Source organism: Mesorhizobium sp. B1-1-8 (assembly GCF_006442795.2).
GTDB lineage: Bacteria > Pseudomonadota > Alphaproteobacteria > Rhizobiales > Rhizobiaceae > Mesorhizobium.
Window position 1 is genome coordinate 5,179,136 of record NZ_CP083956.1, and the last position, 25,349, is coordinate 5,204,484.

The 25,349-nt window shown below is 64.1% G+C and carries 18 protein-coding genes; 15 read left to right on the forward strand and 3 right to left on the reverse strand.

From position 1 onward, the window contains the following. The first annotated feature begins 3 nt into the window (after nt 1-3). Genes tssJ through FJ974_RS25470 form a run of 10 tightly spaced genes read left to right on the forward strand, consistent with a single transcriptional unit; the run spans nt 4 to nt 11,145 of the window. Nucleotides 4-456 carry a type VI secretion system lipoprotein TssJ gene (tssJ, locus tag FJ974_RS25425; protein WP_140533117.1) on the forward strand — a complete coding sequence of 151 codons (453 nt, stop codon included), beginning with the start codon at nt 4-6 and terminating at the stop codon, nt 454-456. Nucleotides 457-494: 38 nt separating this feature from the next. Further along, nucleotides 495-1,829 carry a type VI secretion system baseplate subunit TssK gene (gene tssK, locus FJ974_RS25430; RefSeq protein ID WP_140533116.1) on the forward strand — a complete coding sequence of 445 codons (1,335 nt, stop codon included), beginning with the start codon at nt 495-497 and terminating at the stop codon, nt 1,827-1,829. Nucleotides 1,830-1,833: 4 nt separating this feature from the next. After that, the gene (gene icmH, locus FJ974_RS25435) at nt 1,834-3,162 is read left to right on the forward strand and encodes a type IVB secretion system protein IcmH/DotU (protein WP_140533115.1); all 1,329 of its coding nucleotides are present in this window, start codon (nt 1,834-1,836) and stop codon (nt 3,160-3,162) included. A 1-nt stretch (nt 3,163) separates the two neighbouring features. Then, the gene (tssM, locus tag FJ974_RS25440) at nt 3,164-6,703 is read left to right on the forward strand and encodes a type VI secretion system membrane subunit TssM (protein WP_140533114.1); all 3,540 of its coding nucleotides are present in this window, start codon (nt 3,164-3,166) and stop codon (nt 6,701-6,703) included. Next, entirely contained in the window at nt 6,685-7,224 is a 540-nt protein-coding gene (gene tagF / locus FJ974_RS25445; RefSeq protein ID WP_140533113.1) for a type VI secretion system-associated protein TagF, read from the forward strand. The genes tssM (FJ974_RS25440) and tagF overlap by 19 nt, the downstream gene beginning before the upstream one ends. A 2-nt stretch (nt 7,225-7,226) precedes the next feature. Then, nucleotides 7,227-8,090, forward strand: coding sequence for a DUF4150 domain-containing protein (locus FJ974_RS25450; RefSeq protein WP_140533112.1), 864 nt, complete (start codon nt 7,227-7,229; stop codon nt 8,088-8,090). A 12-nt stretch (nt 8,091-8,102) separates the two neighbouring features. Then, on the forward strand, nt 8,103-8,525 hold the full coding sequence (locus FJ974_RS25455) for a hypothetical protein (RefSeq protein WP_140533111.1): 423 nt from the start codon (nt 8,103-8,105) through the stop codon (nt 8,523-8,525). Next, the gene (locus FJ974_RS25460; RefSeq protein ID WP_140533110.1) at nt 8,525-9,007 is read left to right on the forward strand and encodes a hypothetical protein; all 483 of its coding nucleotides are present in this window, start codon (nt 8,525-8,527) and stop codon (nt 9,005-9,007) included. The genes FJ974_RS25455 and FJ974_RS25460 overlap by 1 nt, the downstream gene beginning before the upstream one ends. A gap of 3 nt (nt 9,008-9,010) precedes the next feature. Further along, nucleotides 9,011-10,099 (forward strand): DUF2169 domain-containing protein, encoded by a 1,089-nt coding sequence (locus FJ974_RS25465; protein ID WP_140533109.1) that lies wholly within the window; start codon nt 9,011-9,013, stop codon nt 10,097-10,099. Between the two features lie 8 nt (nt 10,100-10,107). Beyond that, nucleotides 10,108-11,145 carry a hypothetical protein gene (locus FJ974_RS25470; protein WP_140533108.1) on the forward strand — a complete coding sequence of 346 codons (1,038 nt, stop codon included), beginning with the start codon at nt 10,108-10,110 and terminating at the stop codon, nt 11,143-11,145. A gap of 1 nt (nt 11,146) precedes the next feature. On the opposite strand, the gene FJ974_RS25475 is transcribed toward FJ974_RS25470, so the two are convergent. The 3 genes from FJ974_RS25475 to tssI are packed head-to-tail and all read right to left on the reverse strand — an operon-like array spanning nt 11,147 to nt 15,080. Further along, complete coding sequence (locus FJ974_RS25475; protein ID WP_140533107.1) at nt 11,147-12,310, reverse strand: hypothetical protein; 1,164 nt, start codon at nt 12,308-12,310, stop codon at nt 11,147-11,149. Between the two features lie 9 nt (nt 12,311-12,319). After that, nucleotides 12,320-12,742: a DUF6484 domain-containing protein gene (locus FJ974_RS25480; RefSeq protein ID WP_140533106.1), complete on the reverse strand. Its 423-nt coding sequence runs from the start codon at nt 12,740-12,742 to the stop codon at nt 12,320-12,322. A 10-nt stretch (nt 12,743-12,752) separates the two neighbouring features. Continuing rightward, nucleotides 12,753-15,080 carry a type VI secretion system tip protein VgrG gene (tssI, locus tag FJ974_RS25485; RefSeq protein WP_140533105.1) on the reverse strand — a complete coding sequence of 776 codons (2,328 nt, stop codon included), beginning with the start codon at nt 15,078-15,080 and terminating at the stop codon, nt 12,753-12,755. Between the two features lie 248 nt (nt 15,081-15,328). Here tssI and tagH point away from each other — a divergent pair, with 248 nt between their 5' ends. The 5 genes from tagH to FJ974_RS25510 all read left to right on the forward strand — a co-directional run bounded on the left by tagH (nt 15,329) and on the right by FJ974_RS25510 (nt 25,347). Next, nucleotides 15,329-16,393, forward strand: coding sequence for a type VI secretion system-associated FHA domain protein TagH (tagH, locus tag FJ974_RS25490; RefSeq protein WP_140533104.1), 1,065 nt, complete (start codon nt 15,329-15,331; stop codon nt 16,391-16,393). Between the two features lie 293 nt (nt 16,394-16,686). After that, nucleotides 16,687-18,207, forward strand: coding sequence for a type VI secretion system protein TssL, long form (tssL, locus tag FJ974_RS25495; protein ID WP_140533103.1), 1,521 nt, complete (start codon nt 16,687-16,689; stop codon nt 18,205-18,207). Nucleotides 18,208-18,229: 22 nt separating this feature from the next. Beyond that, nucleotides 18,230-21,757, forward strand: a complete 3,528-nt coding sequence (tssM, locus tag FJ974_RS25500; RefSeq protein ID WP_140533102.1) for a type VI secretion system membrane subunit TssM — start codon at nt 18,230-18,232, stop codon at nt 21,755-21,757. 153 nt (nt 21,758-21,910) lie between these two features. Further along, complete coding sequence (locus tag FJ974_RS25505; RefSeq protein ID WP_140533101.1) at nt 21,911-22,684, forward strand: PP2C family protein-serine/threonine phosphatase; 774 nt, start codon at nt 21,911-21,913, stop codon at nt 22,682-22,684. A 5-nt stretch (nt 22,685-22,689) separates the two neighbouring features. Next, nucleotides 22,690-25,347, forward strand: coding sequence for a serine/threonine-protein kinase (locus tag FJ974_RS25510; protein WP_140533100.1), 2,658 nt, complete (start codon nt 22,690-22,692; stop codon nt 25,345-25,347). Nucleotides 25,348-25,349: the final 2 nt, after the last annotated feature.

Sequence of the window (25,349 nt, forward strand, 5' to 3'; positions counted from 1 at the left end):
GACATGATCGATCGACGCAATTTCATTGTTACGCTTGGCGCGACAGGACTGCTTGCGGCGTGCCAGAGCGGCCCGCCGAAACCGTCGGTCATCTCGGTCAATGTGACCGGTGGCGCCGGCATGAATCCGGGACCGGGGGGCGGCGATCGGCCGGTGACGGTTCTGATCATGCGGCTGAGCAGCACCGGCAAATTCAATTCGGCCGACTATTTCGCGCTGCAGGGCGATGCGGGGTCTGCGCTTGGGGCCGATCTCATCGGATCCGATACGATCTCGGTAGCGCCGGGAAAGACCGCGGCCAAGACGATCACGGTCGAACCGAACGCGACCGCGCTCGGCTTTGTCGCGCTGATCCGCGAACCTGGCGGACGCAACTGGCGCACGACCAAGTCGGTGTCGCCGGGATCGAAGTTCACCATCAACGTCACGCTCGGCAAGGGCGGTATTTCCGCCTAGCCGTCAAGGCAAGACCAATTGGTGCAGAGAGTGGTGGCATGAGCGACGCAAACAGGGTGCTGTGGTCCGAAGGGCTTTTCCTGCGGACTCAGCATTTCCAGCAGCAGGACCGGTTTTTCGAAGCGACGGTGCGCGGCGCCTTGCAGGCCGGCCAGCTTCACACATTCGGCTTCCAGCAGCTGACGCTCGACCAGTCCCTGCTCGATGCCGGCCAGGTCGCAATCCTGTCGGCGCGGGGCATATTCCCCGACGGCACGCCTTTTGCCATTCCAGAGATGATGGACGCGCCGCGGCCGCTGCCGGTCACGGCCGACACCGGTGCCGGAGCAGTGCTGATTGCCCTGCCGCTGGAGCCGCCCGGCGGTGTCGGCTTCGACCCTGCGCATGCCGCCTCGACCGGCGCGCGCTATCACGGCCGGATCGTCTCGGTGCGCGATGCCGTCCAGGGCGGATCGGACCCGGAAGAGATCGAGATCGCCCGCCCGCAGGCGGTGCTGCTGGCGCCGGGCAAATCGGTCGGCGGCTACACCGCCTTGCCGATCGCCGAGATCAAGGGGATCCGGGCCGATGGCGGCATCTCGCTCGACGAGGCCTTCCTGCCGCCGACGCTCGTCACCGGCGCGGTGGCCTGGTACCGGCAATTGCTTCAGGAAGTCGTCACCGGCCTCGACCAGATCGCCGAGGCGCACGGCAAGATGGTCATGGGCGGGCCCGGCCGCAGCGTCGAGGACCTGCTGATGCTCCACCTCGCCAATGCGGCGCGTCCGCGGGTGGCCCATATGCTGGCGCAGGACGTCTTCCATCCGGCCGAGCTTTACCTCGAGCTTGCCGGCCTGGCCGGCGAGATGGCGACCTACGGCTCCAGCTCGCGGCGATTGGGCGAATTGCCGGCTTACGACCACATGGCGCCCGGCCCCGCCTATATGGCGCTGGCGGACGCCCTGCGCTCGCTGATCCTCAGCCTGCGCTACATCGAGCCGAAATCGCGCGCGCTGCCAGTGATGCGGCATTCGACCAATGTCTGGAAGGTGCGCATCGACAACCCGAAGCTGCTTGTCGCCAGCCGGATCGTCATCCGGGTCGGTTCCGAACTGTCGGAGGACGCGCTGCGCAAGATTTTCGTCAATCAGGCGACCGTCGGCGCCGCGGACCAGTTCGAAGGCCTGTGGAAGTCCCGCCTGCCCGGCATTCCGCTGAAGCCGCTTCATTCGCAGCCGCGCGAGATTCCCTATGACGGCGACCGGCTGTGCCTGGAGCTGGACCAGAAGAGCGAGCATTGGGCCTCGCTGCTCGACGCACCCGGTTTTGTCATCGGCGTTTCCGGTGTCCTGCCGAGCGAGCCGCAGGTCGACTGCTATTCGGTAAACAGGTGAGATCATGAGCCGGGATGATCCTTTCGGACTGTCGGAGGATCGTGAACGCACACGCATTCGACTGACGGGTGCCGCGCCGCGGCCGATGGCGCCGCTGGCGCCGGGCGCGCCGGTCAAGCGAGCGCGTGCGCATCCCAACCCGTTGATCAACGCCTTCGCGCCGTTGCTCGAATTCGCGCCCGAGCTCGAAAGCGCGCTGGCGCCGGAGAACCCGGAAGTGCTGCGCACGCGGCTGCTCGACGAGCTGGTACGGGCGCGCGATACGGCGATGGCGGCGGGCTCTTCGCTGGAGCGCGCCGACCAGGCTGCCTGGGCGGTGGCCGCACTGCTCGACGACCTGGCGCTCAACACGCCGTGGGGCGGCGCCAGCGCGTGGCCGCGCCAGCCGCTTGTCGTCATGCTGCGCGGCGATGTCGATGCCGGCACCCAGTTCTTCACGCGCCTCGACGAACTGGAGCGGCATCCCAACCGCGACCGCGAAATGCTGGAATTGCAATATTATTGCCTGGCGCTCGGCTTCCGCGGCAAATATCGCGTGCCCGGCCGCGCCGGCGACCGCTCGCTCAATGCGGTGCGCGTGGCGGCGGCGCGCTTCCTGCGCGATGCCGACGCTCAGGATGCACCGCTGTCGCCGAACTGGAAAGGCGTGATCGCCTCCGACGAGCCGCAGCGCTTCATCGTTCCGATCTGGGTGATGGCGCTTGCCGCGGTGGTCATCGCCGCCGCCACCTATACCGGCCTTTCCATGGGGCTGAGCAGCCAGGCGGTCGAGCTTTCCGCGCTGGTCCGCGCCCTGCCGCCCGCCTCGCGCGGCGACATCACGCGCGCCGCGCCGGCGCCCGACGCACCGGAACCGCCGCCGCCGCAAGCGGTCGATTTCGCGCTGCTGCCGGAGTTCAAGGCCGGCGCGCCGGAAGACCTCAAGGGGGCGCTCAGCGGTACCGAGAGCGTGTCGCTGGCCAAGCTGGTCATCCAGTCTTCAAACCCCGAGCTGTTCCAGTCGTCGCGGCCGACGCTCACCCAAGGCTACGAGCCGCTGATCGATTCGATCGCCAAGGTGATCCTCGACAACAAGGAGCTGATCGGAAAAATCACCGTCGTCGGTCATACCGACAATGTCCGACTGCAAAGATCCAACCCGCTTTCGACCAACCAGCGCCTGTCGGAAGCGCGCGCCGAAACCATAGCCAAGCTTCTGGTGCAGGCCGGCGTGCCGCAGGAGAGCATTTCTTCAGAGGGGCGCGCCGAAACCGATCCGGTCGCCGACAATTCGACACGCGAGGGCCGCGCGCTCAACAGGCGCGTCGAGGTGCTGGTCGAGAAGAGGCTGTGATATGATCATCCTGCGCTTCCTCTGGGCTGTCCTGACCTCTCGCTTCCTGTGGACGCTGATCGGCATCGCGCTGCTTTCGCTGGTCATCTGGGTGTTCGGCCCGATCGTCCAGGTCGGCCCCTATTCACCGTTCGATTCCGACAATGTGCGCATCGCCATCATCGCCGGGCTGATCATCCTGTGGCTGATCTGGCTGATTATCGCCCAGCGCCGCGCGATCCGCGCCAACCGCATGTTCGTTGCCGAGATCGCGGCACCCACAGTGGAAAAGCAGCTTACACCAGGCGAGGAAAGCGTCGCCGCGGTCGGCGCCAAATTCTCAGATGTGATGGCGGAACTGAAACGGCGCAAGCTCGGCGGCCGCAAGTTTCTGCGCGAGATGCCCTGGTATGTGATCGTCGGGCCGCCGGCCACCGGCAAGACCACGGCGCTGCGCCAGTCCGGCCTGAATTTTCCGATCGACCTCACCGACGATTTGCAGGGCGTCGGCGGCACGCGCAATTGCGACTGGTTCTTTTCGGAGAACGCGGTGCTGATCGACACCGCGGGCCGTTATGTCCAGCAGGAGAGCCAGCCGGATGTCGATGCGGCGGAGTGGCTGGGCTTCCTCGATTTGCTCAAGAAGCACCGGGGCCGCCGGGCGCTCAACGGCGTCATCGTGGCGCTGTCGATCGACGCGCTGTCGGAAGGCGACGAAGCCATCAAGGCGCATGGCCGCAAGATCCGCCGCCGGCTGGCGGAACTCAACGACCGTCTCGAGATCCGCCTTCCCGTCTATCTGATGCTGACCAAGGTCGACCTGATCAAGGGCTTCGAGGCCTTCTTCGGCGGCCTGTCGACGGCGGCGCGCGAGCAGGTGTGGGGGACGACCTTCGCGCTCGATGCCCGCGTCGACGCCAAGATGATCGAAAAGGAAATCGCCACGCTTGCCGCGGAGCTGGAGCGACGGCTGGTGCCACGGCTGGAGGACGAGGACAAGCTCGCCTCGCGCGCCGAGATCTTCCGCTTTCCGGCCCAGCTCACCAGCCTCTCAGAACCGATCCAGGTGCTGATCGAGGCGATGTTCGGCGAAAGCCGCTACGAGGAGGCCGCCTGGCTGCGCGGCCTCTATCTGACCTCGGCGACCCAGGAAGGCGCGCCCATCGACCGGCTGACCGCCGCACTTTCCTCCTCCTTCGGGCTGCCGCCGCGTCGCGCCATGCCGGCGCCGCGCGTCGAAAAGCGCAGCTTCTTTCTGCGGAACCTGTTGACCGAAGTCATCTTCAAGGAAGCCGGTCTCGGCACATTCGACCCGCTGGCGCAGCGCCGCCGCGCCTGGATCTGGCGCGGTGCGGCTGCCGCGTGCTTGGCTGCCGCAATGCTCGCCGGCGGGCTGTTCGGCTGGTCCTATTACGACAACCGCAATGCGATCACCGCGCAGGAAGGCCAGTTCGAGGCGCTGCAGGCGCCGCTGACTGAAGTCGCCGCCGCCCCGGCATCGGTCGAGCAGCCGGCGCTCGACACCGCGCTTGCCGCGATAGATGCGGTGGCGGCGGCACGGACCACGCCGCCGGACGCGCCCCACGACCTGCTCGGGCCGACGGCCTCGGCAGAACTCGTGCGTGCCCAGACCGACACTTACGACCACGGGCTGCGCAACATTCTCGAACCGCATATGGTCGCCCTGCTCGAAGCCACGATGTGGCGGCAGATCCGCGATCCGGATTTCATACTCGGCGCGCTGAAGACCTATCGCATGATGACCGGTCTGTCGCAGATGGACCCCGACTTCGTCCAGAACTGGTGGGTAAACAATCTGCCTGAATTTGCGCCCGCTCCACCCTTCCCGACCCCGGACGCCGAAGAGCACCAGCTGGCCGCGATCCGCCGCATGACGGTCGACGACAGCTACATCGCCCCGGACAAGGAGCTGGTCGCCGAGGCGCTGAAGACGGTGTGCACGATTTCGTTGCCTGAGCGGGCCTACAAGCAGTTGATGGCCGACCCGGAAGTATCGGCCGTCAAGGAATGGATCCCGGCCAATTTCGCCGGCCCCAACGGCGCCAAGGTGTTCGCACGGCGCTCCGACAAGACGCTGCGCGTCGGCGTTCCCGGCGCCTTCACCTATGCCGGCTTCCACGATGCCGTTCTCGACCGGGTCGAGGATGTCGCGGCCCAGGCAGCGCTCGACCGCGCGGTGTTCGCCGGCGGCTGCTCGGAGAATTCCGAGACCTCGGTGTCGGCGCTGTCGGCGGACATTCTGAAGCTCTATTACGACGACTATATCGCGCAATGGGACTCTTTCCTGCGCGACATGCGGCTGGCGCCGCTGACCGATCTCAATGTCGCCAGCGAAAACCTCAAGGACCTGTCGAGCGCCGATTCGGCGCTGAAGCGGCTTTTGACCGCCGTTGTCCAGGAGACCGACCTCACCCGCTCCGACGAGGCGCCGGCGGATGGCAAGGGCGGCGCTGCGAAGACCGGCTCGACCCTGCTCTCCAAGCTCGGCAAGCTGGGCAAGGTGGTGAAGACAGGCGCAAAGCTTCTGCCCAAGGCCGGCTCCGCGACCCAGGTCGATATGACCGGCAGCCTGGTGGCCGAACACTTCAAGCCGCTCAAGGGCGCGATCGCCGAGGTCGACGGCCAACCGCCGGCGCTCGATGCCGCCGTGGTGGCGCTGACGGCGCTGTCCAACGTTTTGCAGACGGTCACCGCCAATCCCGATCCGCAGGAAGCCATCAAGAAGCAGGGCGGCCTCGCCGAACTGACGGGCGCGGTTGCCAGGCAGGCGCAGATCCTGCCCTCGCCGATCAACGATTGGCTTGGCGGCATAGCCGGCGATACCAGCGGGCTGTCGCAGAAGGCCGTCACCAACGAGCTCAACGCCATCTGGCGCGCCGACATCCTGCCCTTCTGCCAGGCCGCGCTCAACAACCGCTATCCGTTCAGCCCGGACAGCGCTGTGGACGTCAATGTGCGCGATTTCCAGCGCCTGTTCGGTCCGGCCGGCCTGATCGACGCCTTCACCAACGACCATCTGATCAATTATGTCGACATGGCCAGCGAACCGTGGAAATGGCGGGCCGATTTCGGCCTCGACCCGTCGGCGCTGGCGGCATTCGAACAGGCGAGGCACATCCGCGACGATCTGTTCCCCGGCGGCACCGGCCCGGTGATGAATTTCACGCTGGAGCCGAAGGATCTGTCGCCGAACGTGACGCGCGTGACGCTCAATCTCGATGGCCAGAACCTGGTCTACTACAACAACGCGATCAGGCCGCAGCCGATGACATGGCCCGGCAAGGACGGCACCGGTGTCATCTCGCTCGCCTTCCAGCCGGTCGACGGCTCGCCCGAGGTGATGCTCAACGAGACCGGCAGCTGGGCGTGGCTCAGGATGCTGCGCGGCGGCAAATTCGCCGGGACCAAGCTCACCGACGTCTACAGCCTGCGGCTCGGCACGAAAGGCATGTATGCCGATTTCGAGCTCAAGGCATCCAGCGTCGAAAATCCTTACACGCTCGAAATGTTCAAGAAGTTCACATGCCCGCCGCAGATATGAACATAGGCTTCTTCGGCAAGATTCCGGCGACCGGAGATTTCGTCGTGTGGAATTTGCCGCGGACCTTCATCGACCGCTGGGACCGGTGGATGTCGATGGAATTGCGCGCACGGCCGGATGAGGGGGTACTCGATCCGCGCGTCTGGTGCTTCACGGTGCCGGCTGGTATCTTCTGCGATCAGCCCTGTGCCGGCGCGTGGCGGATGAGTGAGGATCGCGTCGGGCGCAGATATCCGTTCGTGGTCGCCGCCATTGGATGCCAACCCCGCATGGATGACGAATGGTTCGATGCGGTGTCCGGGATCGCGGGCGAGGCGGTGTCGCATTACTGGACGAGCGCCGAGATCGCCGAACGGCTCACGGCACTACGGCCGCCGCCAGCAAACGGCGCCGAGCCCGGAATCGTGTTCTGGTGCGACGGCTGGCACGTCCACGAATGCCATTTCAAGGACATCCATGATCTGGCCGACAATGGCCTGCCTACCATGCGCACGGTGCCTCTGCCGGCGGAGGAAAGCTGATCATGGCGATTACCGTCTTTGCCGAGAACATGGGCTTCTTCCACAAGGGCAGCAATGGCAAGGGCATCGCCCCTGGCGATGTCTGTCTGTCGCCGCCGTCGCCGCCCGCTGGCCCCGTTCCGGTGCCCTATGTCAACATGCTGTCTTCCTCCGACCTGTCGAACGGTACCAAAAGCGTCAAGATCGATGGCGAGCCGACGGCCATTGAGAATTCGTCGGAAATATCGACCAGCACCGGCAACGAGCCGGCTACACAAGGCCTCGGTGCAGGTGTCATTACCCACAAAATCAAGGGCAAGGGCGTCTTCAAACTATGGTCGTTCACCGTTAAGGCGGAGGGCAAGGGGGTCGACCGCCACGGCGACATGATGGCTCAGAACACGGCCAGCGATCTGCCCAACTGCATCGATCAGACCGCCATCAATACCTTCAAGGCGCTGCTGAGACGTAAAGGTATCAAACCCGGCCCCTGCCCGAGCAAGCCTTATGACGCGGACGTCCATAGGCCGGACAAGGATCCTTCTCCGGAGCAGAAGAAGGCGGTCCGCAACAAGCCATGCTGGGAATGCGCGCGCGACGACAAACGGGTGACGCGCGCTCACTGGCGCACTGAGCGATTGACCAAGGGCGGACCGATCAAACGATACGAGGATCCTGTCCATGGAAAGGATATGGCGCGCGGCGAAGGCCATATGACCCATGACCATCAGCCGCCGCTGTGCGTGGCATGGGCGCTTGGCGGATGCAATATGAAGCTTGAAGATTTCAAGAAATACTTCGAGCGGGCAAGCCGGGTCAAACCTCACTGTGAAGCGCATTATCGCAGTCAGGGAAGTCAGGCGGAAGCCTATGCGGCTAAACTGTGAGACAAATCGAGCATGGTCGAGATCGCCAAGAGCTACCAGGACATTCAGGAGCGCTACATCGCGGCACTGCGCGCGCTGCTGCCTCAAATCAAAACCTGGTGGAGCGACCTCGTCGCAACCGAAACCTTCGATACGATCTCACTGATATGGCCGACTGGAATTTCAGGGCATCCGCGCTTCCTGAATGTCTTTCGGCGGTTCTATGTCGAGATTGAAAATCTGAATCGAAAGAACGAGCACGAGTTTGTCGAGCAACCCGAAAAATCGCCCGAGGAAAAATGGGGTATCGACGACATCGGCGATAGTCCCCGCTATGTCGGCCAAATAGACCTGCTGATCGACGATATTCCCAGTAAGGCGCCCGATCTGGTCGAGGTCGTCAATGGCTTCGTTTTCATTCCGATCGGGATCGATCAGGACGAAGAGATCACCTGATGGCGCTGATCACCTATTTTGAAACCGACCGCGGCATTCGCCGCCTGCTGCGCCAGCCCGGCTGTATCGAACCGCGAGATGCGAGAATAGCGGCGCGCAAACTCGCCGAGAGTTCCGAGAGGCACCAGGGTATTTTCGACGGGTATCTGGAAGACATTCAAACGGCCTACGAGATTGCGGTGCCCTGGTGGGCCGACACGATCAAAGCGCAGCAACAACTGGGGGTGAGCCGTGACGAGGCTATACGCAAGGCCTTCAACAAGCGCGCCGCCGGCGCAGCCGCCCATGGGAACGTGGTCTGGATTGTGCGCAATTACTGGCTCGATTGCTGCGACGCCAACGAGAGTTCCGGAGACGTCGTTTATCCCGAAATCCTGCTTCTGCAATGGCTGATCGATGCCAGGAAGAAGGAACTGGTGCGCCTCATCGCCTGCATGCCGTATTGGCCGATCGGCATGGATGAGACCGGAGCCTGGTGCTGAGCGATGAGCTTCGCTGTCTGGTTGGAGAATCGTACCCCTTTTGCGGTCGGATCTTACACCTTGCCCGACGCGGAGGGTCAGGAGGTTTTCCTGGGCCTGTTCTCGGCGAGCTTCCAGGGCGCTGAGGAAATGACTGTCCTGGAGCCGGCGGAGGAACAATTGCCGGTGACGCTTAGCGATGTTTTTTTCGGCGACCCCTCCCTTTCATCGACACGCTACGAGGCCGATATCGCCATGCTGAAGCCCGGCATCGACGTCATCGTCAACGGTACCGCTTATGCGCCGAACGGGAAGCCGGTTCGAGAAATGCAAGCAGGGCTAAAGTTCGGACCACTGCAAAAGGTGCTCAGTATTGTCGGCGACCGCATCTACGATGCCGGCAGCTTTAGCGCGCCACATCCATTCACACGGATGTCCATCGTCTATGAACGCGCATACGGCGGCACCACTGCCGATCTAAAAACAGATCCTCGCAATCCGTTGGGAGTGGGTTTTGCCCATGCCCGCTCGGCTGACCCAGCAGTCAAGACGCAGGCGCCAAACATCACCTACCCGGCGGAGCCGTTCATGAGTCCTTCGGACAAGCCGCGGCCGGCTGGCTTTGGAGCACTCGGACGTGGCTGGCAGCCACGCCTGCCTTTTGCGGGCACCTATGATCAGGCCTGGATCGATACCCAGTGGCCCCTGCCGGCTAAAGACTCGGATCCGCGTTACAACCTCGCGGCGCCGGCAGACCAGCAACTTCCACATCTCAACGGCAGCGACCAAGTCACTCTGGTGGGGCTCAGCCCCGGCGGCCGGTGGAACTTCAAGCTGCCACGCGTGGTCGCGCCCATCCGCCTGATCTTCGAAGACCGAGTGGAAGATCAGGTTTTCAGGGCGGATACGATTATCATCGAGCCCGACATCTTCCGGGTGACGCTGAAGGCGCGGGTGGCTGTGACGACGCGGCGTAACCGACCTGCGCTACGCGAACTCATCTTCGGCCATGTCACGCCGGCGCTGATTGCGGCAAAGCGAAAGGGCAAGGATTATTTTGCGCTGCGCGGGACCAACGGCACCATTACCGACCGCCCCGCGTGGCTGCCATGAAGCGGCAATTGTACATCGCTGGCGGTGGCGCGGTGACTGCCGCGGGTCTGAACCGGAGGCAAACGCTCGCGGCGATCCGCGCCGGGTTCTCTGCCTATGAAGAGTACCTGCTGGCCGAGCCCATGGGTGAGTCGCAAATCGTTTCACGCATTCCTACTCACTGGTCGCTGAGAGCCACGGATTGGGACTGGCTTGTCAACATGGCGGCGCGCGCCATTATGGACGCGGTCGCATCAAGAACAGCCGATCCGCGCACGACCGTACTGATACTCGTGCTGCCGGAGCAGTTCCGGAACCATGCGGCCTTCGAAGAAGTCCATCCTTCCGGATTCCTGAATGCCGTCATGCTTGCATCAGGCGGTCCGTTCCATGCGGCGTCGCGCGCGATCGATGGCGGTGCGGCAGCAAGTATAGCCGTGCTTGACCAGCTTTCCGAGATGCTAACCCATCCTGGCGTCGAGCGCGTCCTGCTCGGCGGTGTCGATAGTCTGGTCAATGACAAGGACATCAATCGGCTCGCCGAGGCGGGAAGGCTGAAGGGCTCTGACAATGCTCAAGGGCTTGTTCCCGGAGAGGCCGCAGCCTTCGTTTGTCTGCAGTCGAGGCCCGATCCGAAGTCACCGGGTCTCGCCGCTATCCATGGCGCCGGGTTTGCTCAGGAAGCAGATTCTGTTCTGACGGAGCGATACAGCCAGGGCAAGGCGCTGCTCAGCGCGCTTCAAGGTGCGCTGAATGGGACCGGCAACGGTCCGCGCGAGCCCGATATTGTCTTTGTCGTTAGCAATGGCAATGGCGAGCGCTATAGCGGGTGGGAGGCAAACATAGCGCGGTCTCGCTTCTATCGCACACGGCGCGAGATCTTGCCGATTGCCTACCCGGCAATGACGGTCGGCGAAGTGGGGGCGGCCGGCGGGGCGCTGGCGCTGCTCGTGGCAGCCGACAGTTTCACCGCCGGCTACGCACCCGGTCCGGTCGCCATGTGCGAGGTTGCGTCCGAGGCCGGGTTGCGCGCCGCGGCGCTGGTCAGCCAGGTCAGGTCAAGCTGAATTACATCCAGGCAGGAAAGCGTTGCGTTCGCCGCCAGTCGGCCAGGGGAAGGTCGGGATTGTCGAAAGAGGCACGGATGGCGGCGAGCCGTTGACGACGCATCGAGCGGAATGTCGCGTGTTTGTCCGGCCCCCGTCCCTCGTCCCACCAGGCACTCGCGCGCTCGGCTATTGGAAGCGGCGACTCCTCGATCCCGGCGAACTGCTTTCCAAGCACTGCAGGATCGATGGTGAACACGTCGGTGTCGTTGAAATCGACTTCGAACAGATCGCGCCAGGCAAGGCCAGCGGCATAGGCGGACGAAGGCTCGCGCATCCGTTCGATCAGCCATGGCACGATCGACCTGTCGCCAAGCAACCCCGTTGCAGCCAAAGCGGGCTGCCGCAACGACGGTTCGTTCAGACGTTTCTCAAGCCAGGATTTTGCAGAAGTTCCTGCTGAGGCGAGCAATCGAATATCGATCACCGCACTTGGGGGAAAGCTGGTAGAGGCAAGCAATTCATCAAAGAGAGGCAGGGCGGTGCGGCGGTCGCCGAGCAGACAAGCAGCGAACCCGGCGGCCAATCGTTCCCTCGGCTGGTCGGCAGCCAGACGTTCGGCTACCGCCGGGAGCAGATCGCGACGGCGCAACGCGCCGGCCAATCGCAGTGCTCGGGTGCGGACCTCGGCCTGGCCATTCGCGGCCAGTTCGCCAAGCCTCAGCCCGGCATCGGTGCGATGATGCCAAAGCGCTGCGAGTCCTAGGCATTTGAGCATCGGTTCACTGGAATCGAGCCATCTGGCGACAAAGGGGCGGAGTTTTTCGCGCGGTGTCCGGGCAATGGCGCCTGATATGCCTTTGATTCCGGCTTCGCCGAGCGTGGTGGCGGCTTCGATCACCGCGGCAACTGATTTTTCCATGCCCCAATGAAGCGCAAGGCAGGCCATGACAAAAAGTTCCGGGGCTTGCGGATAATCAGAGAAACGCGCGTTCGCTGCCGCCCATCCAGCCTCGCCGGATGCGAACAGCCCCTCAAGATCAGCGTCGAGCCGCTGGTCGATGCGGCCGATGTCTATTTGATTCAAAACCGGCCCGTCGATCTCGCGACGGCGCCTCATCCAAAGGAACGCCGCATCCTCCGTGTGCTGGTCTACAATGGCGGGGATCGTCGCAAGACGTTGCATCGGCCAAGCCTAATTCAGATGAACGGCCGCGCCTCGTATCCAGTTCGTACCGGTCGCATGGCTATTGAGTTGCGTGCCACGAATGGAGACGCGACCGTTCTTCTCCAGAATGATGGACGCCAAGCCACACCTGAGTTCGATGCGCTCGCGCGCGTCCAGGGTCACCGTCTCGCCGCCGCGCAGCACCTCAACCGGTTGCGGATCGCGGCGTGGATCGACGATGCGTCCGACCACAAGCGGCCGGGTGGGGTCACCTGCTTCGAACAGCAGCGCCACTTCGGAGCCGACAGAGGAGCCGTCGAGGACGGCGAGGCTGCGGGCCTTGAGCGCCTTGTCACTGGGATTGCCGACAAAAACGACGAGCGGCATGCCCTCATCGAAACCGATCAGCAGCCCGATGACCACACCGTCAATACGCTCCACAACGTCCATAGCTCGGCCCTCAATTGTTGTGAACACTGCTGCCTTTGATCTTGGCTTTGCCGTCGGCCTTGACGTCGATGTCGCCGCTGCCGTCGAGCGTTATGTCCTTGCCCTTGATGCTGATCGTGCCATCCTTTTTGAGGACAATGCTAGCGTCACCGCATTTTAGGGCAATCTCGTCAGCCGCCTCGATGTACAACTTCTTGCCGAACTTCATCGTGCCGTCTTCGCCCACGATGACACTACTCGCCTTGGCGACTTTCAGCGAATAGGCCCCGCCGACCTCGATACCCTCGTCAGCTGCGATCTTGGCTACGCGTGACTTGCCGATTAGAGAGGAATGGTCGCCGCCGACGTTGAAGCTCTGGTCGGCAGCGACGTCAACCGACTGCGCAGCGCCGATAGTCCAGTTGTCGGCCGCTCCAATGCTGTGGCTCTGCCCCGCACCCACCGTCACCGATCGCGAGGCCCCGATGGTGTTCGTCTGCACCGCGCCGACGCTTCGCGTCTCCGACGCGCCGACCGTATCAACGCGCGCAGCGCCGACCGTGATCGTCTGCACGATCGCCACCGTCTGCGAGTGGTTGGCGTCGATGTTTTCCGTCGAGTTCGCCCCGATATGGATCGTCTCGTTGGCTCCAACCGTCAGCGATCGGTTCACGCCCACCGTCTCGGTGTCGTTATTGCCGATGTTGGTGGTCTGGTCGACGCCGACCTTGACGGTCTTGTTGTTGCCGACGTCCTCGTCGAGGTTGTGGCCGACGGAGTGCTTGGCGTCGTGGTCGATGCGGTCGGACTGGTCGTGCTGGACGGTTTTGTTGCGATCGTGCTTGATCAGCAGGTGGTGGTCTTTCTGGGCCTGGAAATTGACCAGCTCGGAGCCGGCCTTGTCCTCGAACATCAGTTCGTTGTAGCCACCGCCGCCCTTCGAGGAGTTGGATTTCCAGCCCGATTGCGTGGCGTTGCCGGGCAGACCGTAGGGCGGCATCTGCGAAGCGTTGTAGACGCGGCCGGTGATGATCGGCAGGTCTGGGTTGCCTTCGATGAAATCGATGATGACTTCCTGGCCGATGCGCGGGATTTGGATGAAGCCCCAGCCGCTGCCGGCCCAGGTCTGCGACACCCGCACGAAACAGGAGGAATTCTGATCCTTCTTGCCGAGGCGGTCCCAGTGGAACTGCACCTTCACGCGCGCATATTTGTCGGTGAAGATTTCCTCGCCCGACGGGCCGACCACCGTCGCCGTCTGCGGTCCGCGCATGATCGGCCGCGGCGTGATCCGCGGCGGGCGGTAAGGCAGGGCCTTGGGCGCGACGCCGAGCACGATCTTGTAGTTCTCGCTGTGGGCCTCGTTCTGGGTCCGGTAGCCCGGATCGAACAGCCTGTATTCGGCGCTGATCACCAGATATTCCTGGTTCTGGTCATCGCGCGGAAACTCCTCCAGCGTGAAGGTGCAGCCGGAAAAAAAGCCGCGCACCGTGCCGACGGCGGTGATGCGTTGGTGCACGGCCTGGAGCTCCTCGCGCCGGATCCCGGCAAGGCTGTCGCCGCGCCCGACATCCAGATGCGCCCCGGGCTGGCGGTAGTTCTCGCCGGCGGCCTCCTTGTGGCTGAACGGCTGGGCGGACTTGGCCATCAGGTCGGCGCCCGGCTTCTCGAAATCATAGTCGGTGTGGGCATAGGCGCCCGGCCGCACCGAACTGCCCGGGATCCATTCGGTGATGTATTCGACATCGCGCCGCGTGCCGTTGCCCTGAAAATTATAGGGCACCTTCTCGTAGCCCGGCGCCGGCTTCAGCTTGCTCATCGCATCGCAGAGCACAAGCGTGTGCTTGCCCTCGTCATGCTCGAAGAAATAGAAGATGCCTTCATGCTCGAGCAGCCGCTGCACGAAATCCAGGTCGCTCTCGTCATACTGCACGCAATATTCACGCGTCGGATAGGAGCCTTGCAGCCGCTTCTCGAATTTCGCCGTGCCGTATTTCGAAAAGATCTTTTCGACGATCTCGACGGCGTTCATGTTCTGGAAGATGCGGCAATCCGTGGTGTTGCCGAGGAACCAGAGCCACGGCCTGACCACCGCTTCGTAGTAGGCGAGCTTGTCTTCGATACGCGTCAGCCGGAATTCGGATACCAGGCCGCTGAACCAACGCTTCGGATCGGATTCACCCTCTACCGACACGGCGCCGCCCAGCATTTTCAGCGGGTCGACATCGTGGCTCTTGCTGACGAAGCCGACCGTATAGGCAAAACAGCGGCTGATCTCGTCGCGGCCGACGAGGTGGGTAAAGGTCAGCGTTTCGGCGCCAACCGGCGTCTGCACAACCGTGGCACGTTCATTCGGCATGGGTCGTGCCCCTCCTGGACGCGGCCGCCAGTATGATGGATTTGAATCGCCCCGCTATGTTAATCGCATCACGTTCGGGAACGTTTCGAATTCACCCCACCGGACCTGGCCGGAGCCTAACACATGCCGGCCAAAGTGCGGGAGACGTATTTTAGGCTCCGGGCGATCGGCGTGAAACGCTGCGGTGCCGCGGCGCTCGCAAGCTGCTAGAATGGCGGAATATCGATCAGGCCGGGCGATGGTTGCGGATGTTCATCAGTCTCCAGATCAGCAATGTCGACCAGCTTCTCGCCGGCACCCCGGCGAGCTACGCCGCACGCGATCGCAGCTTCGAGATCGGGCGCGAGAATTGCGACTGGTCCCTGTCCGATCCGGACAAGTTCATCTCGGGCCGCCACTGCGAGGTTCGCTACCAGGCCGGCGCGTTCTGGCTTTACGACGTCTCGCGCAACGGGACCTTCGTCAACGGATCGCGCCAGCGCCTGGCCGGCCCGCATCGGCTCGGCCATGGCGACCGGCTGCTGATCGGCCGCTATGTCATCGCGGTGTCGATCGACGACGAGCGTGGCGATCATCCGCAGGCACGGCAGGCTTCGACGCAGCGCGAGCTGCCTGCGGCGACAGGCAGGCCGCTGGAGTTCGGCAACGAGCCTTTCTTCAGTCCGCTGCAGCAGCGGTCCGGACAGACCACGCCTATGCCGGCGTCCTCGGCGCTGCAGGCGGCCCCGGCCGGCCAACAGCCGCAAGCAGATGCGATGCTGCGCGAGATCGCAAAGGCGGCCGGCATTTCGCCGGACCTGCTTCAGTCGCGTGATCCGCATGAAGTCGCCGCCGAGATCGGCACGGTGCTGAGAACGATGGTCGAGCAATTGTCGCTGCTTTTGAAGGCACGCGCCGCCGCCAAGGTGCTGGCCAAGAGCTCGCACCGCACGATGATCGGCGCCGAGGACAACAACCCGCTGAAATTCGTGCCTGGAACCGACGACATACTGGAAATCATGTTCGCCAAACGCCGGGCCGGCTATCTCGACGCCACGCACAGCGTCGAGGACGCTTTCCGCGACCTGAAGACGCACGAGCTCGCCACCTATGCCGCCATGCAGGCGGCGCTTTCGCGGCTGCTCGACGAGCTGTCGCCCGAAGCGGTGGCGAGGAAAATTCCGCCGACGTCCTTTACCTCGAAGAAGAGCCAGGCATGGGACGCGCTCGTTGCGACATGGCGCACGATGGAAGAGCGGCACGAGAACGGCATGCTGGATGTCTTCCTGGCCTATTTCGGCGAAGCCTATACCAAGGCCGGCAAGCAGAAATAGGCCGGCGAAACCGAACCCGGCGCCGATCCAGATGGCTGTGTGACCAGTCTCATAGAAGGACCCCTTTCTCAGGTCATGCTGCTTTCCGATTTCAATCAGCTGCTTGTGCGACTAGGATAGCTTGGGAAGCTTGCCTGGCGGGCAAAGCGGCGTGGGGCGTGTGCAGCAATGTCATGTTTCGGCGAGATGAGCCTTTCCATCCGGCCCAGCTCAAAGACCCGGCGTGACAGACGCGAAGCTGGCCGCGTCGCCTGCCGAAGACATTTTCGCCGCGCTTTGACGGTGGAACGCCGATGAGCTCGAAGGACGATCCGTCCGCGCCGCCGGACAAGACCGTCATCCGCGCCCCGAGGCGAAGGCCTTCGGCTGCGAGCCCGGCTTCGGATGCCGCGCAACCCAAACCGTCGCCGGCCCGGGAATCGACGGTTTTCGACGCTGGCGTCGGCCGGCAGATGCCGCCCGGCTGGTCGTCCGGAACCGTGGTCTATCAGGGCGCTGCTCCCGCAGCGGCAGCGGTGGCCGGATGCCCTGCGGCGGCGCAGACACCGGCGGTGCTACAGCAGTCGCTGCTCGATGCCGCAGATGGGGTGAAATACGCTGCTGCAAATCCCATCCTCGGCGCGGCGGCACCGCTCCTGATGCTGTTTGGCCAGTTGCGGATCATCCCGGTCGAGAAGCAGGCTGCGCCGCTGGCGGAGCATATCGCCGCCGCGGTCGACATGTTCGACCGGGCCATCGGCAAAGCCGGCATAGCCGAGGAAGACGCGCGGATCGCGAAATTCGCGCTTTGCGAAACCGCCGACGACCTCGTCGGCAACCTGCCCTGGCCGAAGCAGGACGCCTGGGCTCGGCACAGCCTAGTCAAGCAGTTCTTTCATCCCAAGCCGACGGGCAGCGGTTTCTACGAGGCGCTGAACAATATCCTGAGCAGCCCAGAGGCACATTACGACGTGCTCGAACTGATGCATGCCTGCCTGTCGCTGGGCTTCGAAGGCCAGTATCGGGGGTTGCCGGGCGAACGAGAAACGCTCGAACGCATCCGGCGTGACGTCTACGACACGCTCCGCTATTTCAGGCCGCGCGCCGGGGAAGACATCTCGCCCCATTGGCAAGGCATGGCGGCCATCATGTCAAAGCCATCCATGCGGCTGCCGCTTTGGGCGGTCGCGGCCGCCGCCGCGACGCTGGTGACGGCGGTGTTCTTTGCCCTGCGCATCTTGATCACCGACCAGGGCGATGCCACCGCCGGCGAGCTGCTGGTGCTCAATCCGTCGACGCCGGTCACCATCGAACGCGCCAGCGTGACGCCGTCGGCCGAACCCGTGGAAGCCGCCGCGCCCGCCACTGCACCCGCTGTTGCCACCACCACCCAGATCGATCGCATCCGCTCGGGGCTCGCCAGGGAGATCGCCGGCGGCGAGCTGACGGTCGGCACCAAGGGCGATTTCATCGTGGTGGAGGTCAACAACCAGGTGTTGTTCGATTTCGGCAAGGCCGAGACGAGAGAGGAATTCGGGCCGATAGCGGCGGATATCGCCGCGGCATTCGATGCCGAGCCCGGACCGATCAAGATCGTCGGCCATACCGACAATGTGAAGCCGCGCAAATCGAGCCCGTTCAAGTCCAATTTCGATCTCTCCGTCGCCCGGGCAAAGGCGGTGGAAACGGTGATGGCGAAAGCGCTCAAGGACCCATCGCGGATAAGCGTCGACGGCAAGGGCGACGACGAACCGATCGCCGACAACACAACAGCCGAAGGCCGCGCCAGGAACCGTCGTGTCGACCTGATGATCCCGAAGGAGGAGACGCTGTGAGCGGGCGCGGCGGGATGCGGCAATGATGCGCTGGATGCTGCGGATAGTCTGCGTGCTCGCCCTGGCCGGCTTCTCGGCGGCCATCTGGTATGCCGGGCCATTGGTTCACTTTGCCGATAGCCGGCCGCTTGGGTCCGCGTGGCTGCGGGCGGCGATCATCGGCGTGACCATTGCCGTCCTGGCGCTGTTCTACGGCATCCGCTTCTGGCAGCGACGCAAGGCGCAAAAGGCGCTCGAAACGGCAATCGCCCGCAGCGACGAGCGCAACGACGACAGCCAGGTGCTCGAAACGCGCATGAGCGAGGCGATCGCGACGCTCAAACGGTCGAGCGGCAAGCGCAATTTCCTCTATGACATTCCCTGGTACATCGTCATCGGCCCACCCGGCGCCGGCAAGACGACGGCGCTGGTCAATTCGGGACTGAAGTTTCCGCTTGCCGGATCCGGCAATGCCCAGCCGGTGGCGGGCGTCGGCGGCACGCGGTCGTGCGACTGGTGGTTCACCCACGAGGCGGTGCTGGTCGACACGGCCGGTCGCTATACGACGCAGGATTCCAACGCCGAGCGCGACAAGAGCAGCTGGCTCGCCTTCCTGGCGCTGCTCAAGAAATACCGCGCCAGGCAACCGATCAACGGCGTCGTCCTGGCTATCAGCCTAGCGGACCTGATCAGCCTCGACGATAAGCAGCTCGACGTCCATGTCGTCGAGATACGCAGCCGGCTGCGGGAGCTGCACGAGACGCTGATGATCCAGTTTCCCGTCTATCTGCTGTTCACCAAGGCTGACCTCGTTTCCGGCTTCATGGATTATTTCGGCGATTTCGACGAGGCGCGCCGGCGCAAGGTGTGGGGCGCGACATTCCAGACCACCGACTGCAACAAGAACATGGTGGGCGCGGCTCCGGCCGAATTCGACGCGCTGGCCAGGCGCCTGGCGGAGGAAGTCTCCGACCGCCTGCAGGACGAGGCCGACCCGGTCGCGCGCATAGCCATCTTCGGCTTCCCAGCGCAATTCGGCGCACTGAAGAGCCGGATAACGTATTTCATCGGCAGCCTGTTCGATGCCTCGCGCTCCCAGGTGAATGTCAGCCTGCGCGGCCTCTATTTCTCGTCGGGCACCCAGGAAGGGACGCCCTTCGACCAGGTGCTGGGCGCGATCGGCCGAAGTTTCGGCAGCGCGTCCCCTGCGCATCTGTCCGGCACCGGCAAGAGCTTCTTCCTGCATGATCTTCTGACCAGCGTGATCTTCCCGGAAAGCGGCTTGGTTTCCTATGACAAGGCAGTGGAACGGCGGGCCGCGCTGGCCAGATATGGCGGCCTCGCCGTGATCGCGCTGGCCACCGCGGCGGCGCTGGGTGTGACAGGGCTCAGCTTCTCGGCCAACAAATCGCTGGTCGCGTCCACCAGACAGGCGATGGCCCAGTATCGCGATACGGCGGATGCGCTGCTCAAGAGCACGACGGTGACCGATGTCGACCTCGAGAACGTCATCGGCCCGCTCGACCAATTGCGCAATTTGCCGGCCGGTTTCGACACCGCCGATCAGCCGACGCCGGTCCAAGAGACGTTCGGGTTGAGTCAGCGCGACAGGCTGGTCTCGGCGTCAAGGACGGCCTATCGGCAGGCGCTCGAGCGGACTTTCCGTTCTCGCCTGCTGGTCCAGGCCGAGCGGACGATCCAGGCCAAGATGGCCGATCCGATCGCGCTCTACGAACCATTGAAGATCTATCTCATGCTGGGCGGCAAGGCGCCGAAGGTCGACGACGAGCTGATCGTTTCCTGGATGAAGCAGGACTGGGAGGAAAACCGCTATCCGGGCGAAAACAACCGCGAGGGCAGAGCGCAGCTCGAAAAGCATTTGCGGGCCATGCTTGCGCTTGACGACGCCTATGATCCTGTGTTCGAGCTTAACCAGCCGCTGGTCGAGGCCGCGCAACGATCGCTCGGGCGCATGAGCCTTGCCGACCGTGCCTCGGCGCTGATCAAGTCGGCCGTGTACGCGGCAAGGCTGGAGGATTTTTCGGTTTCCGCCAAAGCCGGACCGGAGGCGCAGCTGGTGTTCGAGCGCACGGACGGCAGCGACCTTTCCGGGCTTCGTGTTCCCGGCCTCTATACCAGGGCCGGCTTCAATGGCTTTTACCTCAAGCAGCTGTCTCGCATGGCGCAGATGCTCGTCGACGACCAATGGGTTCTGGGCGGCGGCGGCGAACAGGGCAGCATCAACCAGGACCTGCCCAAGCTCGGCCCCGAACTTATCGATCGCTATGGCAAGGAGTTCGCAGCGGCCTGGAACGGCGTCCTCGACCAGCTGAAGTTCAAGGCGATGCTGAAGGACAAGCCGCAATACATAGCGCTTTCCGCCGCCGCTTCGCCCGGCTCGCCGCTCGACCAGCTGTTCACGGCGATCGCCGATGAAACCGCGCTGACCCGCAACGACACCGACGCGCCGGCGGGCACGGCCGAGCAGGACACGGCCAGCATGGCCAAAGGCCTGGCCCGCATCGGCATCCAGATCGCGGGCGGCAAGTCGCAGAGCCGCGCCGGCACAAGCTCGGCCGCCGCGCAGAATGCCGGTGCCAATGTCGAGGCGCAGTTCAGGTCGTTCCAGGCGCTGGTCGGCGGTTCCGCCGGACGCCGCCCGATCGATGCGCTGACGCAGAATTTCCACGACATCTACCAGAGCGTGAAGCTGGCGGCCGATGTTCCCTCGCAGGCGGAGCGCGTCAATTCGAACCTGCAGCTGCAGATTTCCACGCTGCGCGCCAATGTCTCGCGCCTGCCGAGGCAGCTCGCGCACATGGTCAACGCGGCCGCGGACGAGTTTGCAGGCAATGTCGCCGAAGCATCCGTGGCCAACCTCAACCAGACGCTCGACCAGACGGTCACGCGGCCTTGCGAAGAGGCCGTCAATGGCCGCTATCCCTTCGTCAGCGACGGCTCGGAAGAAATCTCCATGGCGGATTTCGCCAAATTGTTCGCACCGGGCGGCCTGATGGACAGGTTCTTCGCGCAGAACCTTGCACCGCTGATCGACATGACCGGCCAGGACTGGAGCTGGAAGCAGGATGTCCGTTCCAGTCGCGGCCTTGCGAAATCGACTCTCAAGGCATTCCAGTCGGCGGCGGAAATCCGCAACGCCTTCTTCCCTTCGGGCGGCTCGGTGCCGTCGGTCAGCATCACCTTCACGCCGTTCTCGCTCAACGGCGATGCCGACGGCGCGGTGCTCGATGTCGACGGCCAGACGGTCCAGAGCAGCCAGGCAGGTAATATACCGAGCATGGTGACGTGGCCGAACGGCACGGCTTCCTCTACCGCGAGCCTCAGCCTGACGCCGGAAATGCCGGGCCGCGAGTCCGGCATCAAGTTCGAGGGGCCTTGGGCATTGAAGCGGCTGCTGGACAAGGCAGCCGTCACGGCCAAGGACGGCAACACGCAAGCGCGCTTCGTCATCGGCGGGCGCGACGTCGTCTACACGATGCAGACCGGCTCGGCCGCCAACCCCTTGCTGCTTCCCGCGCTGTCGGGATTCAGCTGTCCGAAGGCGTTCTGAGATGGCGGTACCACAACCGGCGAGATTGTTCCCGACCCGCGCCGGATCAGGCGTTCATTTCGGTACTCTAATGTTTTCGCTTATGGCAAAGTGGCCTGAACACGCGGCCCGCGGTTGGTCACAGAGGACGCTCGAGCAGCGCTTGGTGGCAAATTGAGCACTGTTGCCCTTCCCGTCGAAAGCTTCGGCGTCAGCCACAAGGGCTGCGTGCGCGACCACAATGAGGACAATTATCTGGTCGAGCCGCGCACCGGTCTGTGGGTGGTGGCCGACGGAATGGGCGGGCATGAGGCCGGCGAAGTCGCTTCGGCCAGCATCGTCGATCACCTGGCGACGATCGGCATCGCCAGCTCGGCGCCGGACCTTCGCGCCCGCTTCGAGGACCGGCTGAGCCGCGCCAATGCCGAAATCCGCAACATATCGCGCACGCGCGGCATAACCATCGGCTCGACCTTCGCCGCCCTGCTCGCCATGGAGGGGCGCTTCGCCGGCCTGTGGGCTGGCGACAGCCGCATCTACCTGGTCCGCGGCGGCGCGATCTCGCAGATTTCGAAAGATCACACCGAAGTTCAGGAACTGCTCGACCGCGGCATGATCAGCGAGACGGAAGCGCTAACCTGGCCGCGCCGCAATGTCATCACCCACGCCGTTGGGGTCAGCGACGAGGTCGTCATCGATTTTCAGCAGGGCGAGCTGATGCCGGGCGACATCTTCGTGCTGAGCACCGACGGGCTGACCGCGCATGTCAGCGACGCCGAGATCGAAGCGGCGGTCAAGTCGGCGCCGGCGCAGGCGGCGTGCGAGGAGCTCCTGGAAACAGTGCTTGCACGCGGCGGAACCGACAACGTCACCATAGTGCTCGTCAGGATCGGCGACGGGCGCAACGGACCCTCGCTCCATCCAGATCGGTCAAGGGCGCGGGGCTGAGGCAGATGAACGACGACGACAACAAGACGCGGATGTCGCCAGCGCTCGCTCATACCGGCGTCGGCACGCAGCTCAGCGGCATCTACGAACTCGACGAGCGGATCGCCTCCGGCGGCATGGGCGAGGTCTATCGCGGCCATAATATCCAGACCGGCGACCATGTCGCGATCAAGATCGTGCTGCCCGAATTCGCCCGCGACCAGACGATCCTGTCGCTGTTCCGCAAGGAAGCGTCGATCCTCAACCATTTGTCGCATGACGCGGTGGTGCGCTATCACGTCTTCACCATCGATCCGGGCATCGGCCGTCCTTACCTGGCGATGGAGTTTGTCGACGGTCAATCGCTGTTCGACGTCATGCGGCGCGGCGCCATGGCGCCAAAGGATGCGCGCAAGCTTTGCCACCGGCTGGCATCGGGCCTCAGCGCCGTGCATCAGGCGGGCGCGATCCACCGCGACCTGTCGCCGGACAACATCATCCTGCCGGGAGGACGGGTCGAGCGCGCCAAGATCATCGATTTCGGCATCGCGCGCTCGGCGACGGTCGGCGGCGAAACGCTGATCGGCGGAAAGTTTGCCGGCAAATACAACTACGTCTCGCCCGAACAGCTCGGCCTCTATGGCGGCGAAGTCAGCGAGCAATCCGATATCTACAGCCTCGGATTGGTGCTTGCGGCCGCGCTGCGCGGCAAACCGCTCGACATGAGCGGCTCGCAATATGAGGTGATCGAGAAACGCAGGACCGTGCCGGATCTCTCCGACATCGACCCGGATTTCCGCGATCTGGTCGAAGCGATGCTGCAGCCGGATCCGGGCGACCGGCCGGCCAGCATGGCGGAGATCGCCAGGGCAACGCGCGACGACGATATCGATGCCACATTGCCGCCGCCGGGATCGTTCGCCCCGCGCGAGCGTTCGGGTCTGCCGAGAGCCGTGTGGACGGCGCCGCCGGATTCCAAGATGCAACCCTCGACGCCTCCCAGCGAACAACGTTTCGTTCCGTATGTGCGGCCGGCGCATCTGTCGGAGCCGCGACCTTCGCCGGCGGCCACGCCGCCCCGGGCGGCGGCACCGGTTATCCAGCGGAAATCCTCGAATATCCCGACCATCGCCATCAGCGCCGGGGCGGCGCTGGTTGCCGTGACAGGAGCAGGCCTATATTTCGGCGGCTTCATGACGCCTCAGCCGCCGGTGACGGAAAAGAATGCGCCGCTTTCGCCGAAACCTGTGCCCAAGCCTGCGGCAGAGACGCCCAAGCCTGCGGCGGAGGCGCCCAAGCCTCCGCCGGGAGCATTGCCCAAGCCTCAACCGGAAGCGCCAAACCCCGATGCCGCCGCTGGCAATGAGCCGGCAAAGCCCGTCCCGCCTGCGCTGCCTCAGACGCAGGCCAAGTCGGCGCCCGTCGAAAAACAAGCGGATGCCGCAGCCGACCAAAAGCCGGAGCCCATACAGCCGGCCGAAATTCCCGTGCCCACCGTCAGGCCCGAGCAGTCTCCCGCAACGGAGGCTCGGCAGCCCGCCCAGAAAACGCCGCCAGCCGCCCAGCCGGAAACTGTGGCCAGCGACAGCCAGCGGACGGCTCCGCCCGCGAAGGTCGCACCCGCGCCAGCTGAGAAACCGGCCCCGCCTGCCATCCAGCCAAAGAGCGTAGCCAAGCAAGAGCCGGCTTCGGCGCCCGCCAAAAATGCACCCGCGCCAGCGGCTGAGAAGCCGATACCGCCGGTCACCCAGCCGCAGAGCGTCGCCAGCAACGATCAGGGGACGGCTCCGCCGCCCGCCAAGGTTGCTCCTGCCCTGCCGCCGGCCGAGACATCGCCGATGCCGACCTCACCGCCAAAGGCTGCGGAAAGCCAGACACCCGTGCGGCCGGCCAGCCAGCCGGCAACGCCCAAAGAGCAGCAGCCGAGCCAAGCGGAAGCGGAAAACACAGGCCCGCAACCGCAAGTGCCAACGGCCAAACAGCCCCAGAAAACAGACGTCGCCATCAATCTGCCCAAGCCGGCGATCCCGCTGCCAGCGAAGGCCGTCGACGAGCTGGCGCAGCGCGCCTCCTGGGTGCGCGATTTCGGCGGCGGCGACTGTTTCTATGCAAGCCTGACATCGGCAACGGACAAGTCCGCCGCGATCGAAGGCTTCGGAACCGCTGTCCAGCCCTTCGAGCAGATGCTGAGCGATTTCCAGACGAGGTTCCACCTCGAGCCGGACATCAGCGTGCGTCTCATCGACCAGCCGCAATGCGAAGTAACCAAGTTTCTGCGCTTTCTCGACCGCAGCGGGACCGAAAGGCCGCAGCTTGTCCTCGATGAGACATCGGTGCCGGACGGCGCCCCGATCAGCGGCACGCTGGTGACGCGCGGCGGGCTCGTTTCCAACGTGCTGCTGATCGACCACAAGGGCATGGCCTTCAACATCGACGACCGCCTCGTCGCGCAGGCGGACAAGGCGACCTTCAACATTCCGATCGGCCTCGGCGCCGCCGACAAGGCGGCCGGCAAAGCCCTGCCGCAGATCATGCTGGTGATCACCGGGCCCAAGGATATCCAGGCCGCGATGTTTTCGAGACCGACGCCTGCTTCGGAGCTGTTGCCAAAGATCCTCGAAGAGATCGAAGCCGATGGGGCCGACTTCTCCGCTACCGCCAAATATTTCCGCCTTGGCGGATAGCA

Bases quoted from the DNA above. Each gene is read 5' to 3' on its own strand.
- tssM (WP_140533114.1), top strand. From the start codon at position 3,164: ATGATCATCCTGCGCTTCCTCTGGGCTGTCCTGACCTCTCGCTTCCTG.
- tssJ (WP_140533117.1), top strand. From the start codon at position 4: ATGATCGATCGACGCAATTTCATTGTTACGCTTGGCGCGACAGGACTG.
- icmH (WP_140533115.1), top strand. From the start codon at position 1,834: ATGAGCCGGGATGATCCTTTCGGACTGTCGGAGGATCGTGAACGCACA.
- FJ974_RS25480 (WP_140533106.1), bottom strand. From the start codon at position 12,742: ATGGACGTTGTGGAGCGTATTGACGGTGTGGTCATCGGGCTGCTGATC.
- FJ974_RS25460 (WP_140533110.1), top strand. From the start codon at position 8,525: ATGGCGCTGATCACCTATTTTGAAACCGACCGCGGCATTCGCCGCCTG.
- FJ974_RS25475 (WP_140533107.1), bottom strand. From the start codon at position 12,310: ATGCAACGTCTTGCGACGATCCCCGCCATTGTAGACCAGCACACGGAG.
- tagH (WP_140533104.1), top strand. From the start codon at position 15,329: ATGTTCATCAGTCTCCAGATCAGCAATGTCGACCAGCTTCTCGCCGGC.
- tssL (WP_140533103.1), top strand. From the start codon at position 16,687: ATGAGCTCGAAGGACGATCCGTCCGCGCCGCCGGACAAGACCGTCATC.
- FJ974_RS25465 (WP_140533109.1), top strand. From the start codon at position 9,011: ATGAGCTTCGCTGTCTGGTTGGAGAATCGTACCCCTTTTGCGGTCGGA.
- FJ974_RS25455 (WP_140533111.1), top strand. From the start codon at position 8,103: ATGGTCGAGATCGCCAAGAGCTACCAGGACATTCAGGAGCGCTACATC.
- tagF (WP_140533113.1), top strand. From the start codon at position 6,685: ATGCCCGCCGCAGATATGAACATAGGCTTCTTCGGCAAGATTCCGGCG.
- tssK (WP_140533116.1), top strand. From the start codon at position 495: ATGAGCGACGCAAACAGGGTGCTGTGGTCCGAAGGGCTTTTCCTGCGG.
- FJ974_RS25510 (WP_140533100.1), top strand. From the start codon at position 22,690: ATGAACGACGACGACAACAAGACGCGGATGTCGCCAGCGCTCGCTCAT.
- FJ974_RS25450 (WP_140533112.1), top strand. From the start codon at position 7,227: ATGGCGATTACCGTCTTTGCCGAGAACATGGGCTTCTTCCACAAGGGC.
- tssI (WP_140533105.1), bottom strand. From the start codon at position 15,080: ATGCCGAATGAACGTGCCACGGTTGTGCAGACGCCGGTTGGCGCCGAA.
- tssM (WP_140533102.1), top strand. From the start codon at position 18,230: ATGATGCGCTGGATGCTGCGGATAGTCTGCGTGCTCGCCCTGGCCGGC.